Raw genomic sequence first — 17,107 nt, forward strand, 5'->3', positions numbered from 1 at the left:
CGACGGTTTGGATGTATGCCACCTGCTGTTTTCACAAATTCGACGATGAGACACAATGAGGTAAGAACGTGACTTTGACATTCTACGCGGCAATGGGCGCCCTGGCACAGGGATTGGTGTTCGGCCTTCTGGCCCTGGGGGTGTATCTGACGTTTCGAGTGCTGGAATTTCCCGACCTGACGGTGGATGGGAGCTTTCCCCTGGGGGCCGCCGTCAGCGCCGTGTTGATTATCAAGGGGGTCAATCCCTTTCTGACCCTGCCGGTGGCGTTGGCGGCGGGCATGGCGGCCGGATTCGTCACCGCGTTTCTTTCCACGAAGCTGAACATCCTCAACCTTTTGGCCTCAATCCTCACGATGATCGCACTCTACTCCATCAACATCAGGATCATGGGAAAGCCGAACATCGCCCTGATAAACCAGACCACGGTCTTTGATTCCTTTGACTGCATGACCGCCTTTTTCAAGGCCCACGGTATACCGGCGTCGATTGTCAATCCGATTCTCTTCCTCATCATGATCATCGTGGTGAAGATACTGATGGACCTTTTTCTGCATACGGAAATGGGGCTGGCCCTCAGGGCCACCGGGGACAACGAGAATATGATCCGCTCCCAGGGCGTCAACACCCACTCCACAATCATGCTGGGGGTGGCCCTCTCCAACGGATTGGTTGCTCTCTGCGGCGCGCTGATGGCCCAGTACCAGGGAAGCGCCGACGTGAATATGGGGGTGGGCATGATTGTTGCGGGGCTCGCCTCGGTCATTGTGGGCGAGGCGGTCATCGGCGAGATGACGGTGTTCCGGGCGACGCTGGGGGTTATCATCGGGTCGGTGATCTACCGATTCGCCATCGCGGTCGCTCTGTCGCTTCGCATCGGAAAGCTCCAGATCACCCCCAGCGACCTGAAGCTCATTACCGCGGTGCTGGTGGTCATCGCCTTGACGGTGCCGGTGGTGCGGGACAAGGTGAAGGTGGGCATCGTCAGGAACGGGGGGGACGGAGAATGATTAAGCTCAGAAACTTGAGGAAGGTATTCAATCCGGGCGGCATCAACGAAAACCTGGGCGTGGACAGGGTGAGCGTCGATATCAAGACCGGGGACTTTATCACCATTATCGGTTCCAACGGTGCGGGCAAGTCCACGCTGCTCAATCTCGTCAGCGGCCTGTATCCCCCGGACCGGGGGAAGGTCATCATCGACGGCCAGAACGTCACGAACCTCAAGGAATACCAGCGGGCGGGGTTCATCGGTCGGGTTTTCCAGGACCCGATGATGGGCACCTGCGCCTCCATGACCATCGAGGAGAATTTCTCCATAGCAAAGGCCAGGGGCACCCGCCGGGGGCTTCGGTTCGGCGTTAACAGGAAGCTCCGCCGGCTTTTCCGGGAAAAGCTGAGCGTGCTGGATCTGGGGCTGGAGCATCGGCTGAAGGACAAGGTGGGGCTTCTTTCCGGCGGGCAGCGGCAGTCCCTGACGCTCCTGATGGCGACCCTCAACTCCCCCAAGGTGCTGCTGTTGGACGAGCACACCGCCGCCCTGGACCCCAAGACCGCCCTGCAGGTGATCGATCTGACCAAAACCATTGTCGAGGAGCTGGGCCTGACCACCATGATGGTGACCCACAACATGCAGCAGGCAATCGCCATCGGCACCCGGCTTATCATGATGCACCGGGGGAACATCATCCTGGACGTGAAGGGGCCGGAGAAAATGAAACTCACGGTGGACGATCTTTTGGAGGAGTTTCAGAAGGTTCGGGGAAACCTCACGGATCGCACCATGCTGACGATTCGAAACGGGGCGCCGTAGGATCGCGGGATACGTGTCCCCGAGGGATCGGGCGGCGCACACGGAATCGGCGGGACACCGTTATACAGCGCCTTTTACATTCCCCGGATGCACGGCCGATTCCGAGGGGGCGGGATGCCGCATGAGAGGGTGCGGCGCATGCGTAAACGAATAACTGCGGAGATGTCACATGACAGACCGAAAAAACGGAAACGGCGATACCGAGAAGGAAAAAACCGTTATCTCCTCCCCCCTGGACGACATCGCCCCGGCGCCTGATGAGGCCGAGGCGACGGACGTGGTGTTCGGTGAAACACACGAACCACAAGGCGCACAGGAAACCGCCCCGAAGCAGACAAAAGTTGTCCCGCCCGCACAGCCTAAGGAGGCGCCGAAGAAAACGGAAGACGCCGCCGAACCCCCCCTGCCCATGAAGGAAAAAACGTCGAAGAAGCCCCGATCCGCCTCAGAGGAAGGGCCGTCTCACACGGAAGCGGCGACGGAAGAATATCACACCCCGGCGGAAGTCGCCCTGGACGGCGCCGAAAAGAAAAAGAAGAACAAGCCGCTGATCATCGCCTGCTGTTCGTGCCTTGCCCTGGCGGCCGCGGCGATTATTATAATCTTCGTTGCCGGCGTGATCACCGAGATGAAGGGCACCTCCGAGTCCGGATACCTCAACGGCCCCGGCGACTCCACCCAGTTCCTGGTGGAATCCGATGAACCGACGCTGACCATTACCTTCGAATACCCGGCGGGGGAGGCGGATTTCTGGGTGTACGTGACCGACGCGTACGGCAATCCGGTTGTGGATTGGTGGGATCTCGATATCGGCACCGTATTGAGCCTCGCCGGATATCAAAGCTATTACGTCACGATCTACTCCATGTCCGGTTCGGGGGATTGGTCGGCAAGCTGGTAGTCTCCGTGACGAAACGCGGAGATATCCCAGTGTATTAAAAAGGGCGATAAGGTATTCGTCGACTCCATGACAGCCTCCTCGCCCTGTTTCTTCCCGATCCTGCCTGCGGAATGCACGCAAACACACTCCCACGATACAGATACCCTCCATGTCGTACACTCACATGCGAATAATCCGCACATTGTATGGAAGTCATTTTGTGCTTTGAATAGTTTTTCAGATGTAATCGGTCCAGGATACATCCGTCATATGCCGTTTTTTGAAAACCGGACGTACATATCATGAAAAAATCACATAGTTCCGACCATGTGTCCTCCCGGGTGGAGGAAATCGTGGCGCGCCTTTTAAAGATGGCGGACGGGAAGTCCGCCGCCGGCATGTCCCGGGTGGGCATCGATCCGGCCCGGGCCCTGGGGGTGAAGGTCCCCGGCTTGAGGGCGTTAGGGAAGGAGATCGGCACGGACCACGAGCTGGCCCTGGCCCTGTGGAAGCGGGGCTTGAGGGAGACGATGATCCTGGCGTCCCTCGTGGCCGATCCGAAGCAAACCACCGGGGAGTTGATGGAGTCGTGGGCGTCGGATTTTTACGATTGGGAGGTGTGCGACCAGACCTGCATGAACCTCTTCGAAAAGCCGCCCCTGAGGGAACACGTCTATTCCCTCGCCCGACAGTGGAGCGAAAGGGCAGAAGAATTCGTCAAGCGGGCCGGGTTCGTGCTGATGGCGAGATTGGCCGTCAGCGACAAGAAGGCCCCGGACGACGCCTTCTCTCCCTTCTTCGAGGATATCGTGAGAGAGGCGAGTGATGAAAGAAACATGGTCAAGAAGGGGATCAACTGGGCTTTACGGCAGATCGGGAAGCGAAACCTCTCCCTGAGGGATCGGGCGGTGGAGACGGCGAATACCCTTCGTGAGCGGGATTCATCCGCCGCCCGGTGGATCGCCGCCGACGCCCTCCGGGAGTTGAACTCGAAGGCGGTTGTCGAGCGGCTAAAAGAAAAGGAGAAGCGAAAATAGGGGGAAAATAGACGAACGGTCTACAGGGGAAGGGTACTGTGCACAATTTGGCGTGAGCGAGGGCGTACATCGACCGGGTACGCCTGAATCATTTTTAGGATACTTTCCAGAGGCTTGATTGTACACACTGCGTTTCTGAAAAAAGGATGCAAAAAAATAGTTCTGAAATACAAAAACATTAAAACCCCATTGATTTATATTGCCATATTATCTATACTTAATTTTCTATTTTATAAGTGGGAAAATGGATATGCTGATTACTTCTCAGGAGTAAAAAAACATGCAACGTACAAAAGATGCAGGATTACTGATCTTTGGTCTTTGGTTGGCTCTTTATGGTATACAAGGTTTTTTGTTAGCTATTTATTTAACCTTCCCCGATCTCACCACGTTTCGCGAGCTTGTAAAATATTTTTTTGTTATAATGAGTATTCCATTAGGAAACACCGGGCAATTTATAATAGGTGTTTTCATACTCGCTCGCATGTGGAAGGTGAGCGGTGCGGAAAAGGTGGCGATGCTGTTTCTGTCACTGTGGTTGATAAATGGTCTTTTTAACTCTTTGATATTTGATAATTATACTGCTGGAAAAATCACATATTATACTTCGAAGATTCTAGGCCCTGTTGCTGGTGTGTTGCTCTTGAACAATTTCCATGAGCGGAAAATGACCGAGAGAGTCGGCAGAATTTTGCTCGCTGTGTGTTTTTTTTATTCTTTCCTGCGCGCAGGTATAAACCTGTTTTTTCCCGAGATAAATTTCAATACTATTAGTATGTTTGTATATGTTTTTTACATTGTATCCGGAATTCTTCTAATGACCTCGGAATCGCCGTCTCCCGATCAGGAAACGATCAAGCAAATTGAAACGTAGCCTGGCATTGCGGCGGTATGTCGGGTATACTATCGGCACAATCTGTAATTTGAAACGTATTCACGTCATCTTTCTTCAAAGGAGTATTCCATGAGATTTACAAAAGACACGGAGCTGTTGCTTTTGGGCATTTGGCTGATCGCTGTGGGCATCCTGTCCCTGGCCGCCGTGGGATCGGTGTTTCACATTCTCGTCGATATTCTGGCGATCGTGGTGGGTGTGGTGATCCTGGTGCGGCTCGGGAGCACCCGAAAGCCAGAAAAGGCGGGGATGCTGCTTCTGGCCGTCTGGCTGATCGTAGCGGCGGCGTTTTCGCTGTTGGGCGTCGGCTCCTCCGTCGTCAGTGTGATTCTGGCGGTGCTGGCGATTATCGCCGGTATCCTGATTCTCATCGGGTTTCGGGGGCGAAAACCATCTGAAAACATCGGCAGGCTGCTGTTGGCCCTGTGGCTGATTCTGGGCTCGCTCCTGCCGCTTCTCGGCGTCGGTTTTCCCGGCATGGGGGCGGTGCTGGCGGTCATGGCCATCGTGGCGGGGGTGCTTCTGATCATCTCGATGTAGGAGTCCACGACACGAATAAAAAAACGCCCCGATTCCGGGGCGTTTTATATGGCGAATGGTATGACCTATCGGTCGATGAGGTGTCCGGTTATTCGTATTCCTTCGGTACCGCGCACAGAAACACCAGGTCCTCGGTATCGGACGTATTTTTATATTGGTGCTTTTCCCCGGGCGTCACCAGGCCGAAATCCCCCCCGGTCACCGGTGTTTCTTTCCCTGCCTCATCCACCACGGCGCCGGCGCCCGAGATGATGTAATTGAGATGCTCGAAGGGATGATCGTGATAGGGGGTGTGGCCCCCGGGCTTCACGGTGAACACCCGAAACGAAAAGGACGGAGAGCCGTCACCGCCGCCGATGGGGAGCTGTTTTGTGACCCCGCCGGCCCCCTCCATGTCCACGTCCGTCCGCTTCACGTCTTTCAACGGAACAATTTTCATCGGCCGCTCCTTTGTAGGCTTTCAGGGAAAACACGATGTCGCTTTTTCATACCACACGTTTACGGAAGATGTAAAGGTCATTCATCCCGCAGGACAACTTTGCTTTGACATTCCGTCCCGATGCCCGTATGATCAGGGAGGCCGAAGATGATGTTCAGGTTGTTCTGATTTCTCATCACGACGGGGATTCGTCATGAAAGGAATAGATCGAGCCCTTGAGACGGACATCCTGGTGGTGGGCGGGTCCGGCGCCGCCGTGTCCGCCGCAGTTTCCGCCCGCCGCCATGCACAAACGCAAGACAGGGTGACTCTGGTCGGCAAGGGAAAGGTCGGCGCCTCCGGCAACGCGATCCTGGCCGCGGCGGGGATCTCCCTGGACGGCCCCGGGGCGATCGATGCCGGGTACGACGGCGATCCCTCGTTCACCCGGGAGGTCTGGTACGACCAGATCATTCGGGACGGCTTTTACCTTTCGGACAGACGCATCGTACAGCGCTACGTGGAAGAAGGACCGGCCCGGGTGCTGGAGCTGGTGCGCTGGGGGAGTGATGCGGGACACTACTTTCATTTTCATCCCTCGGCGAATTTTTTCACCTCCGGGAAGGCGATCGGAAAGGCTTTGGAGCGGGGGCTTTCCGAGTGTTCGGGGATCGACGTGCTGGAGGATGTGGCCGTCACCGATCTTCTGGTCGGTGGGGGACGATGCATCGGGGCGGTGGGGGTAGATATATATACGGGTGATCTGATCTCGATTTCCGCCCGATCGGTGATCCTGTGCACCGGCGGGTTTCAGCCCTATTCGTTTCGCTGTACGGTCAGCGATATGACCGGAGACGGTCCGGCCATGGCCCTCAGAGCCGGGGCGCGGGTTTCCGATATGGAGTTTATGTTGTTTCTGCCCGGCGTGGCGACCTCCCCCCGGATACACCGGGGATTGATCTTCCCCGGACTCGCCACGGTGTTGGCCCGACGGATACCCGGATTCCCGCAGCCGAAAGTCGTGAACGGCAAAGGCGAAGACATACTCGAAAAGATACCCCCCGAGGCGCGGGCCATGGCGTCCGAAACCGGCTGGTTCAAGCTCCTCAATACATACTACTGGTACAAGGAAATTCACGAGGGGAGAGGCACGGAGGGAAACGGCGTGCGTTATTCCTTTGCCGGGCTGGATCGGGATCGGCTGGCCGAGGGTTTTGGCACCCTGGACGGCCTGATGCGGGTATGGTATCGAGACCGCTGGACATATCAGGGGGAGGATTGTACCGATCTGATCGAAACGGCTCTGTCCTGCGGCTCCTGGGAGGTGGGGTCGTCCTGTGAGTATTCCAACGGCGGTGTCGTTGTCGACGAAGACGGGAGGACCGACCTTCCGGGACTTTTTGCCGCCGGCGAGGCGGCCGTGGGCTGTTTCGGCGCCCATCGCACCCATCGGGCGCTGGTGGAGATGCTCACCACCGGCGCATCGGCGGGGCGGGAGGCGGCCCGGGGCATGGAGCGGGGCGCACGGGTTGAACCGGACGGGGAGTCTCTGTCCAAATGTCTCGACCGTCTCGTCTCGCCGCTGGAGAGGGAGAGGGGGGAGGATGTTCGGGCCGTCAGGAGCAGCCTGGAAGAGGCGGCGGACAGGGGATTCGGTCCCCTGCGGGACGGGGCCGGTCTTGCGGCTTGCACCGACCGGGTCGCCGATATCCGAACACAGGCCGTTCCCGCCGTTTCGGTGAAAACAAAAGGCAGGGCCTATAATCCGGAATGGCTGGAGGCGTTGTCGATCGAGAACCTGGCCCTGTGCCTGGAGGCGGGGAGCCGGGCGGCCCTATTTCGGGAGGAAAGCCGGGGGACGCACATCAGGCTCGATTATCCGAACGTGGATCATGAACAATTCCTCCAGAGAATCACGTTTCGCATGGAGGGAGGTCAGCTTCTCCAGGGATCGATATCGCCCGATCTGTCGGGCGTCGACCCCTTGATCGGCGACGGCATGGACGTCGTCGGGTACGCCGTCGAATGCGGCAGAAAAATGGGCCTTTTTGATAACGATCAAAACTGAACGGTGGACGCACGATGAATGAGGATATCAGAACGGTGCGGATCTTCCGAAGGGAGCCGGGTCTTGACGATGACGGTCGGGTTTCCACGTGGGAGGTGCGCACCCGTCCCGGCATGAGTGTCATGGATCTTCTGGACGACATCGCCCGAAACATCGATCCAACCCTGGCGTATTACACACACAGCCGCTGCGACCGGGGAGTGTGCACTCGGTGCGCGGTGCGGGTGAACGGCAAGACGGGACGTGCGTGTCAGACGCCGATTCCCCCCGAGGGAGATATTGTCATCGGACCGGCGGTAAGGGGTCCGGCGGTGCGGGACCTCGTTTCGCCCGCCAAAAAAAAGACGGGATAGGAACACACACCATGTCGTCACATACCATCAATCGAACCAACGGGGATGAAGCCAAAAAACCCGAAAGGAAGGATGTTCTCCGTCACTTGGAGAGGCTCTTTGAGCAGGTTGCACAGAGCTACGTAGCGCTGGAAAAAACCCCCAGGCATTTCGGCACGGAGAAGCTCTTCCATATGGGAGAAATAAACACCATAGACGTCGTGGGGAGGCTTCCGGGCATCAATATCACCGAACTGGCCAGGGAGCTGGAGGTGACCAAGGGGGCCGTTTCCCAGATGGTGAAGAAACTGGAAAAAAAGGGATGTGTGGCGGCGGCGAAAAAGCCGGGAAACGACAAGGAGGTGGTCCTGAACCTGACGAAGGAGGGTCGCATCGCCTATGAATATCATCAACGCCACCACGCAGGCCTTGAGAAGGCGCTTCGTCGTATCATGGAGCGATTCGATACCGAAGCACTGGCGGATATTCGGGATATGCTGGAAGCACTCGGACGGTACTACACGGAGTACGACTCCGATGATACCTCCTATCGTGGTCGGAGTTAACAGGTCATACACGTCATGTCTGGAACCGTAACCGTGTCCTTTCTTATTACCGCGTTTGTGACGATATTCGTCGTGGTGGGTGCGCCGTCCGCCGCTACGGTCTTTCTGTCCCTCACCGCCGATCTGGACCACCGCCGCCGGCGCATAACCGCCCTCAAGGCCTGCGCCACGGCATCGCTGATTCTCTCGGTGTTTACCCTCTGTGGTGATTATATTCTTTTCTTCTTCGGAATTACCGTGGGGGCGTTTCAAATCGCCGGGGGGGTGCTGCTTTTTTTCATCGGTTTTTCCATGCTCAGTCTTCATCGCCCCCGGGCCGTCTCGACGCCGGAGGAAGAAGCCGACGGTGCCGCGAAAGAGGACGTCTCCATCGTTCCCATGGCCATACCGATTCTTGCGGGACCCGCATCCATTACCACGGTCATGGTCCTGTCCGCCGGGGCCGAAGGTTGGGGAGTGCGGTGTGCGGTTCTTGTGTGCGCCGTGCTGACGCTGACGGTCGCCTTTGCATTATTCGTCGGCGCGGACATGATGCATCGCGTTCTGGGGAAAACGGGTATCCGCATCCTTGAGCGGGTAATGGGATTGATATTGAGCGTAATGGCGGTGCAATTTGTGATAGACGGAATAAAAAAGGCCTTTTTCCCCCTCTGAGGGGCGACGTTTCACACGATCAATCAGCCCTCTTCCCGGGTGTCCTCCCGGTCGGGAGAATTCTCTTCCTCGGCGACAATCGCCTCTATTACCTTTTCAAGCTGCCCCAGGAGGTTCTTCAGGGAATCCTGATCTTCGTCCCGTGCGGCCGATTCAATGTTTTTGCCGGTCTTGCTGAGGGCATCCTGTCCGAAAATTCCCGAAAGTCCCTTCAGGTCATGTCCGATACGCACGGCGGCGCGAAAATCACTGTGGGCCACAGCCTGGGTGAGGCGTTCCATCTCTTCGGGGAGACTTTTTACAAAGTCCTGATAGATATCCTTCATGCTCTCCCGATATGTCGTTTTCTGGCCGTAAGACGGTGCCTGTGAGATGCCGGTATGAGCGGCAATCTCCGCTATGAGGGCGTCTTTTCGTATCGGTTTTGTGATAAATCCGACGCATCCGGCATCGAGGGCGCGCTTTTTGTCCTTTTTCATGGCGTGGGCGGTGAGGGCCACAATGGGGATGTCCGAAAGGATCGGATTTTCCCTGATATGACGGATCGCTTCGTAACCGTCCATCACCGGCATCTGCAGGTCCATCAGAATCAGATCGAAGGTTTTCACCGAGAGAATTTCCAGGGCGACGGCGCCGTTCTGGGCAATGGTTACATTGAAGTTCTCATCGCTCAACAGGCGGGAGATGAGCTGCTGGTTGATATCGTTGTCTTCCACCAGGAGGATGCTCCCCCGTGCATCCCCGACCGCCGGGATGATGTACTCGGGAGCAGTTTGTTCAGTCGCACCATATATCTCTCGACGGCCGAACAGCGGCGGACGAAACGCCGGCGGATCGGGGAGGGTAACCGGAAGGCTGATGGTGAAGGTGCTCCCCTCACCGGCTCGGGACGACAGATCCAGGGAGCCGCCGAGAAGGTCCAAGAGGGTTTGCGTTATGGTCAGACCCAGACCCGTGCCGCCGTAGGTGCGGGTGATGCTGCCGTCGATTTGGGTGAAAGGTTCAAATATACGGTCCTGATCCTCCCTGGGGATGCCGATACCGGTGTCGATGATGGAGATAATGAGTCTGGCCCCGCCGTTTTCGGTCTCCACGGCGATGGTCGCCTCCACAAATCCCTTCGATGTGAATTTCACACCGTTTCCCAGAAGGTTCATGAGAATATGGCGGAGCTTGTCGGTATCGGTGATAATGGTCTGTACTGTCAGATTTTCGGGTGTCAGAAAGAGGCCGACGCCCTTTTTCATGGCCCGGGGCCTCATGATAAAAAGGACCTGTTCCAGGAATTCGAAGGGATCGAACTCTTCAGGGAACAGTTCCATTTTTCCTGATTCGATTTTCGAGAGGTCCAGGATGTCGTTTATCAAGAGCAGCAGCGTCTCCCCGCTTTCCTGAATAATGGTGAGGGATTCCTTCTGGGATTCCGTCAGGTCTTCTTCAAGAAGAAGCTCGGTAAAGCCCAGGATGCCGTTCATGGGGGTGCGTATTTCGTGGGAGACGTTTGCCAGAAACTCGCTCTTGGCGCGGTTTGCCTCTTCGGCCCGTATTTTGGAAGTTCTCAGCTCCTGTTCCATTAACTTCATCACGCTGATGTCCTTGATAATGCCCTGATATCCGATCATCGCGCCGTCGGGGGCGTATCGGGCCGTCGACGTCTCCAGGCAGTGAACGAGGGTTCCGTCCTTTTTCCTGTATATGACGTCGAAATCCTTGATGAATCCCGTTTCATCCATGATCTGCTTGAATCGATCCGAGAGCGTCGGATCGGCATACACATCGGCGGCGTTCATATCAAGCAGCTCCCGACGGGAGTAGCCGGTTATCTCCTCCGCGGCGGTGTTGATGTCCTCGTAGCGGCCGTCTTTGGTCATGATGTATATGGCGTCCCGGGACGTCTCGAAGAGATTTCTATATTTTTCTTCGGAGATCCTCAGGGCGTTCTCTGTTTGTGTCCTCTCTGTGATTTCCCGCTGCAGCTCGATGTTGGTCTTGCTCAGCTCCTCCGTCCGTTCCATGACCAGGTCTTCAAGATGATTTCTGTATTGTTCGAGCTGTTTTTCGATTTCCTTCCGTTCGGTGATGTCCCTGGCGATCACCAGAAAGCCGGCCGGCCGGTTGTTTTCGAGGATGACGGTGTCGCTGACATCCATATGGAAACGACGCCCATTCCTGTTGATATATTCCACTTGAAGAGTTGTGGTTTCCTCGTAGTCGGATATCCAGAACGGGCGGCTCTCAATGATTTGTTTCGCCTGGTCGAGGGGTAAAAAATCGAGTATGGACGTATTAATAAGCTCTTCTTCGGAATACCCGGTTATCTCGATGCCGGCGGGATTTATATAGGTAATCCGGTAATCCTTGTCGTGGGTGAGAATCACGTCCTTTGCGGTTTCGGCCAGGGCGCGATATTTCTTTTCCGCCCGGGTGAGGTTTTCAGAGAGAATTTCCACGTCCTGAAACGCCCGTGAAAGCCGCACGTTTAAAAGATACGCCTGGAAAAAGAAGAATAAAAGCAGCCCGTAGCCGATCAGGTACCCGGTGTGAATCACGTCGTGGTTATACAGGACATCGTTTATGAATGCTGCAATGAGGACCACAAAGCCAGAGAGCATAATTCCCGCCCCCCGGCGTTCTCTGATGAATGCCACCAGCACCATTACAATGACATAGACCGATGCCGCCAGTACGAGTATCTGCATGGGAAGAATCAGGTGGCTGGAGATGTAGATAGGCGTGATGAATACCACAAGAAGTGAGATTATTGCAAGGGAGGTGAAGAACTGCGGAAAGAATTTTCTGAACTCCTTTGGGTACAGGGAATAGAGGAACAATGACATAAACGACATGATCAGGTAAAAAGTTACATATTCCAGCAGGATAACGGCCCGCCAGCTGATTGTCGGGATTAATAAGACCAGAGGGTATTCGCCGGTTACCAGAATGCGGCACGCCATCACAAAGCACACCAGGCCGAAAAAGAGGGGAGACTGATCCCTTCGAAAGACATGATAGAGACCGAGATGATACAGGCCCATGATAAGGATGCTCCCGAACAGGAACATATTCATCAGCAAGGAGCGTATCCTGATGTTACTGATGTTTTCCGCATTCCCGAGAAATATGGGATGCCAGATGCCCCCCTTCCTGATGTGATAGTTCGAGATCATCATGACGATCTCGAGTCGCTCTCCGGGATTTCCGATGGGAACGACGTCCGGGTAGTTGTCCGGGACGGCGCTTTCCGCGTCTCGGCCGCTCTCCGGGGAGCCGACTATCAACTCGCCGTTGACGTATAGGGTGTGCTTGTTGGCCATTTCCGCGAGCCTCAGGGCGAGGTGTCTTGTATCACCCTTGGGGAGGAGAACGATCAGGCGGTAGGTGGCGTATCCCCGCTCGGGAAGGGGCTCCCCGTGTAGGGAGAGGTTCTTCCAGACGCCCGGTACCGGGACGAATGCGTCGGGGGTGGGGGGCGGATCGGCGGCGAAATCTGCCGGGGAGAGGAGTCTGTCCCAGTAAAACTCCCAGTCTCCAGTAAGAGATATGGGGTCGTCGGACGACGGGTTCCACTCGGTCAGATCGAGCACCCCCGCTTCGGCGGTGGGCTTGGTTGGACGGAGGGCATCGGTGTCGGGATTTCTGCATGCCGACGTCGTTGTGAGTATGCCGATGAGCGGGAGAACAAAAACAACATATCTAATGAGTCGTCGAATATGCATGGCTTCACACGGCGTGGTATGGTGTCGGTTGTTACGGTATTCGCCGCCTCCACGGGGAGGCGGCGAATAGTGTTATATTACGGCAATACACTCAGCTCATCCACCCACAGGATCGCGTCGGTTGTTCCGCCTCCCGCGTCCACGGTGAAGCCGTAGCCGATGATCAGGGAGGAATTCACCTCAGTAGACCCTGTTTCGCCGTACCAAGGGGCTCGAATGAACTCCGACCACGACAGGTCATACCGGGTCCACGTGTCGGTAACGGTAAGGGTGACCTCAAAGGGCACCTGACTTCCCGAATTGCCGGACGATACGCCGAAGATGATCGGAATACCGGGGGCGTTGCTCTTCGCCCAGAAGGAGACGCCGGAGCCGCTCCAGTTCTGGGGCGTTTCATAATAGGGGGCCACGGTGAGATTCCCGCCGGGCGCCAGGCTGTAGATGATCTTGAGGCTGGCCGATCCTTCGTGGAAGACCGATCTGTCGGGCGCGTACGTGGCGCTGGAGCCTCCCTCGGCGCCGTATATCTCCCAGATGCCCGCGGGCGTTTCGAAGCCGTCGATGAGTCCCGTGACCGGGGCCGATGACGGCCCGGGAGTGGGTGCGGATGCGGTTTCCGCGCCCATACCCGTGTCGATTCCGGAGTCCGCACCCATCCCCATATCGGCCCCCGTTTCTGCACCCATGCCCATAGATGAGCCGGTATCTGTGGGTATGGGGGAGTGGGTCGATCCGGTGATGCCTCGGGAGGTGATGACATCACTGATGAACGCCACGAACAGAGGCCCGATGCTCCGGTTCGCCATGGCGTTGGGGTGGGCGTCGTAGTTATCAAATCGGTACTCGGACTTGAGCATGTTGTCCGATCCCGCAAGCAGGTCGAAGAAATCAAACACGAAGATATTGTCATAGCCGGACAGAAATTCGTCGGACGCAAGCCAATCCGCCAGTTTCCTGGCCCGGGCGGCCTCGGAGGCGTCCGTGGAGCCGGGAACCTGGGGCGGCTGGGTGACGATGATGAAGGTTTTGTCCGGGTATTGTGCCATTCGATTCCGAATGGTCCGGTAGTATCCCTTCAATTCCTCGAGACGGGCGTCGTCGCCGATGTTGCTGAGAGGAAAGCAGGATTTTACGGCGATGACGTCGTATTCCATCAGGTGACTGAAGGCGTTGGTCGGCGGCGAGTTTAACGGTTGACCGAACAGCTCGGCCAGTCCGTCGGGGTCGGTGTTGTCCCCCGGGATGTCGAAATTGGAGCCGGTCCAGGTGCCGTCCGCCAGGCGCAGGCCGTCGCCGTTGTAGCCGTGATCGTAAAATTCATACCCCTTGGCGGTGAGTCCCTGGCGTACGCTCCCCTCCTCGATCAGGTTGTGTCCGCAGGAGTGATGGAGGAAAATGACCCGAACCGGCTGGGCAAAAGCGGGCCCTGTAGACATCATGAGCGCTATCGCCGAGACACAGAGCACCGTAACCGCTCTTCGAAACGCGCATGAACCAAAAAATAATGTAATGAATTTCATTGTAGCAGCTCCCCTAAAAAAAATGACACGTATCGTCCGCGCATAAAAAAGCAGGATGCGGGATATCGTTCGGTCGGGTTTGTTGAGGGCGGGAATGACGTGGTGAAGAATGGGCCGTTCATGAATTCCCGATGGCCTTCGTATGCGAAACGACCGATGTTATATTATACCGGCGGGATCGGTTTTATTGCAAGGCGTTTCTTTTTGATCGGTGCCGGGCGGGAGGCGGCCCGAAACGGCCGAGGCGGGGGGATCTCGCTTCGGCCGTTATCGGGGAAGAGACGGGACGGGGGTGTCTCATGCGCTACGGTAGAGTTTGGTGATGACGAATTCCCGGTGTCCCAGGGCCTCGGCAGCGGTGTGTCGGCCGTTGGCGGTGCGCCTGACGACGTCCAGGAGCCGATCACCCGCATCGCCCAGGGACAGCTTCCCCTGGAGGATGTCGCTGACGTTGAGGTCGATGTGCTCGCTCATGGTCTCACAGGTGATGGGGTTGGCCGAGAGCTTGATGACCGGCAGCACCGGATTGCCGATGACGTTTCCCTGTCCGGTGGGGAACAGGTGAATCACCGCGCCCGACGCCATCCAGAGGGTCACTGCCTCCGCCGCGGCGGAGGATGTATTCATAAACCAGAGTCCCGGACCTGTGGGCGCTTCGGCGGGTTTCAGCACGCCCACGTATTTTACGGTTTTCCCGATCTTCTGGATGTTCCCGAAGGCCTTCTCTTCGATGGTGGTAAGGCCCCCGGCGATGTTTCCCTTGGTGGGCTGGGAATCCGAGAGGTCGTCGGTCTTCGTGGCGGTGATGAAGTCGTTGTATTCGCTCCACACCCGATAAAACTCCTCTCCCACCTCCTTTGTGGCGGCCCGCTCCTTCACCTCCAGCTCGGCGCCGGTGATTTCGGACGTTTCGCCGAAGGAGACGGTGGCCCCCGCCTCCACCAGCTTCGTCACGGCGTCCCCAACGGTGGGATTGGAGGCGAGCCCCGAGGTGGTGTCCGACTCACCGCACTTGACCGAGACGTAGAGGTCAGAGGCGTCGCATTCGGTGCGCAAAAGCTCTGTTGTGTACTGGACGTATTCCACGGCCCTGCGGGATGCCCGCTCGATGGTTGAGAGATCACCGAAGCGCTCGATAGAAAAGCCGCAGACGGGTTTTTTTGTCTCGGCGATGCCGTCCACCACCCGTTTCGTCCAGCCGTCCTCGATGCCGATGACCACCACCGCGGCCACGTTCGGGTTTTGGCCGGTGCCGATGAGGGTGCGAAAAAAGAGATCCAGATCCTCGCCGAACTGAAGCCGTCCGTAGGCGTGGGGAATTGCCAAGGTGCCTTTAACATTGTTTCCCACCGCCTCGGCGGCGGCGTTGGAGATATCGTCCAGCGGCAGAATGAGCACGTGGTTCCTGACGCCCACCCGGCCGTTTTCCCGCTTGTATCCCATGAATGTAAATGGTTTCATAACACGATTCTTTCGTTATGGATTACCAGTATTTCGTTTTCACGTTGTGCACGTGCACATGCTCGCCCTTCTTGATGGGTGAAACCGCCCGGCCGATGTCGTGATCATATTTGATGACGGTGTCGTCGGTTGTGAAGTCATTCAGGGCGACCTTGTGGCCCAGGGGGATGTCCGAGAGGGTCGAGATATCGAACTTTTTTCCGGTCGCCATATTCATGACGCGGCCGGTATCCCCTTTTAAAACATTCACGACCGCCACGGCCACGTTGTCCTTTTCGCCGTGTACGAGAAAATGTATCATGAGTCTTGCCTTACTGCTGTGTGTGTATATACTATAAACTATAAAAAGGTAGCGCTGCTTCACATCGTCCTTTGCGCCGGACGTCGTTTTCCGATCGGCGTCAATCGATTTTCGTCTGGTCCCAGGCGTCCTGAAATCGTTTCAGGCCGAAGTCCGTGAACGGGTGGGAGAAACTCTCCCTGTAGACATCGAATCCGGCGGTGACGATATCGGCGCCTGCCAGGGCGGCGTCGACAATCTGCTTGCCGCTTCTGAGGGCCGCAACGATGATCCGGGCTTCGAAATCGTATGTTTCGTAGATTTCCACGACCGACGAGATGAAGTCGGAGCAGTCTTCGCCGCTGGATTCCTTCCACCCCACGAAGGGGGAGACGAAGTACGCCCCCACACGGGCCGCCTGGATGGCCTGGGAGGGAGAGAAGACCAATGTGACGTTTGTTCTGACGCCCTCTTCGCTGAGATTTTTCGCGGCGATCAATCCCTCTTCGGTGCAAGGGATCTTGATGACGAAGTTCTCGGAGATGTCGGCGTATGTTTTCGCCTCGTCGATCATCTCGGCGGCTTTTTCCAGGTGCGGATTGATCTCGATGGAGATCGGAAACTCGACGTTCTTGAATTCCGAGGCAAGCTCGCCGATGACGGTATTGAACGGCTTCCCCGAGAGCAGCACGTGCCTCGGATTGGTGGTCACGCCGTCTATGCCCCAGTTTTCGAAAGCGTAGACTATTTCATCCAGCTTGGCGCTGTCCAAAAAATACTGCATGGCGGCCTCCTTTCGGGGGAGAATAAGTATTTTGTTACGTGTCGTAAGTTTTCGTTGACAGGAGACATAAATCCCCGTAGAATGCAACACTATATATCGATATCGATAAATTATCAAGGAAATAATTCCCTTCTTCGCATTTT

General features: G+C 56.5%; 16 protein-coding genes. 10 read left to right on the plus strand and 6 right to left on the minus strand.

All coding sequences use genetic code 11. From position 1 onward, the window contains the following. The first annotated feature begins 74 nt into the window (after nucleotides 1–74). The 6 genes from JW885_05905 to JW885_05930 all read left to right on the plus strand — a co-directional run bounded on the left by JW885_05905 (nucleotide 75) and on the right by JW885_05930 (nucleotide 5,165). Nucleotides 75–1,010, plus strand: coding sequence for an ABC transporter permease (locus JW885_05905; protein MBN1881690.1), 936 nt, complete (start codon nucleotides 75–77; stop codon nucleotides 1,008–1,010). Further along, complete coding sequence (locus tag JW885_05910; protein ID MBN1881691.1) at nucleotides 1,007–1,813, plus strand: ABC transporter ATP-binding protein; 807 nt, start codon at nucleotides 1,007–1,009, stop codon at nucleotides 1,811–1,813. The genes JW885_05905 and JW885_05910 overlap by 4 nt, the downstream gene beginning before the upstream one ends. A 169-nt stretch (nucleotides 1,814–1,982) precedes the next feature. Then, nucleotides 1,983–2,714 (plus strand): hypothetical protein, encoded by a 732-nt coding sequence (locus tag JW885_05915; protein MBN1881692.1) that lies wholly within the window; start codon nucleotides 1,983–1,985, stop codon nucleotides 2,712–2,714. A 281-nt stretch (nucleotides 2,715–2,995) separates the two neighbouring features. Then, complete coding sequence (locus JW885_05920; GenBank protein ID MBN1881693.1) at nucleotides 2,996–3,730, plus strand: DNA alkylation repair protein; 735 nt, start codon at nucleotides 2,996–2,998, stop codon at nucleotides 3,728–3,730. A gap of 280 nt (nucleotides 3,731–4,010) precedes the next feature. Then, nucleotides 4,011–4,604 carry a hypothetical protein gene (locus JW885_05925; protein MBN1881694.1) on the plus strand — a complete coding sequence of 198 codons (594 nt, stop codon included), beginning with the start codon at nucleotides 4,011–4,013 and terminating at the stop codon, nucleotides 4,602–4,604. 90 nt (nucleotides 4,605–4,694) lie between these two features. After that, nucleotides 4,695–5,165 (plus strand): hypothetical protein, encoded by a 471-nt coding sequence (locus JW885_05930; GenBank protein MBN1881695.1) that lies wholly within the window; start codon nucleotides 4,695–4,697, stop codon nucleotides 5,163–5,165. A gap of 88 nt (nucleotides 5,166–5,253) precedes the next feature. Here JW885_05930 and JW885_05935 read toward each other — a convergent pair whose 3' ends face one another. Next, nucleotides 5,254–5,559, minus strand: coding sequence for a cupin domain-containing protein (locus JW885_05935; protein ID MBN1881696.1), 306 nt, complete (start codon nucleotides 5,557–5,559; stop codon nucleotides 5,254–5,256). Nucleotides 5,560–5,797: 238 nt separating this feature from the next. On the opposite strand from JW885_05935, the gene JW885_05940 reads away from it, so the two are divergent. Genes JW885_05940 through JW885_05955 form a run of 4 tightly spaced genes read left to right on the plus strand, consistent with a single transcriptional unit; the run spans nucleotide 5,798 to nucleotide 9,203 of the window. Continuing rightward, the gene (locus tag JW885_05940) at nucleotides 5,798–7,651 is read left to right on the plus strand and encodes an FAD-binding protein (GenBank protein MBN1881697.1); all 1,854 of its coding nucleotides are present in this window, start codon (nucleotides 5,798–5,800) and stop codon (nucleotides 7,649–7,651) included. Between the two features lie 14 nt (nucleotides 7,652–7,665). Then, nucleotides 7,666–8,004 carry a hypothetical protein gene (locus tag JW885_05945; GenBank protein ID MBN1881698.1) on the plus strand — a complete coding sequence of 113 codons (339 nt, stop codon included), beginning with the start codon at nucleotides 7,666–7,668 and terminating at the stop codon, nucleotides 8,002–8,004. A gap of 11 nt (nucleotides 8,005–8,015) precedes the next feature. Next, entirely contained in the window at nucleotides 8,016–8,549 is a 534-nt protein-coding gene (locus tag JW885_05950) for a MarR family transcriptional regulator (GenBank protein MBN1881699.1), read from the plus strand. 15 nt (nucleotides 8,550–8,564) lie between these two features. Continuing rightward, the gene (locus tag JW885_05955) at nucleotides 8,565–9,203 is read left to right on the plus strand and encodes an NAAT family transporter (protein MBN1881700.1); all 639 of its coding nucleotides are present in this window, start codon (nucleotides 8,565–8,567) and stop codon (nucleotides 9,201–9,203) included. Between the two features lie 23 nt (nucleotides 9,204–9,226). Here JW885_05955 and JW885_05960 read toward each other — a convergent pair whose 3' ends face one another. The 5 genes from JW885_05960 to JW885_05980 all read right to left on the minus strand — a co-directional run bounded on the left by JW885_05960 (nucleotide 9,227) and on the right by JW885_05980 (nucleotide 16,964). Next, nucleotides 9,227–12,919: a PAS domain S-box protein gene (locus JW885_05960; GenBank protein MBN1881701.1), complete on the minus strand. Its 3,693-nt coding sequence runs from the start codon at nucleotides 12,917–12,919 to the stop codon at nucleotides 9,227–9,229. A gap of 77 nt (nucleotides 12,920–12,996) precedes the next feature. Further along, nucleotides 12,997–14,358, minus strand: a complete 1,362-nt coding sequence (locus tag JW885_05965; GenBank protein ID MBN1881702.1) for an SGNH/GDSL hydrolase family protein — start codon at nucleotides 14,356–14,358, stop codon at nucleotides 12,997–12,999. 378 nt (nucleotides 14,359–14,736) lie between these two features. Beyond that, a complete protein-coding gene (locus tag JW885_05970; GenBank protein MBN1881703.1) occupies nucleotides 14,737–15,900 on the minus strand; it encodes a UxaA family hydrolase in 1,164 nt (387 codons plus the stop codon). Between the two features lie 22 nt (nucleotides 15,901–15,922). Continuing rightward, the gene (locus JW885_05975) at nucleotides 15,923–16,201 is read right to left on the minus strand and encodes a UxaA family hydrolase (GenBank protein MBN1881704.1); all 279 of its coding nucleotides are present in this window, start codon (nucleotides 16,199–16,201) and stop codon (nucleotides 15,923–15,925) included. 100 nt (nucleotides 16,202–16,301) lie between these two features. Continuing rightward, nucleotides 16,302–16,964, minus strand: a complete 663-nt coding sequence (locus tag JW885_05980) for a transaldolase (GenBank protein ID MBN1881705.1) — start codon at nucleotides 16,962–16,964, stop codon at nucleotides 16,302–16,304. Between the last annotated feature and the right edge of the window lie 143 nt (nucleotides 16,965–17,107).

It is taken from the genome of Candidatus Zymogenaceae bacterium (genome assembly GCA_016931225.1).
GTDB lineage: Bacteria > Desulfobacterota > Zymogenia > Zymogenales > Zymogenaceae > JAFGFE01.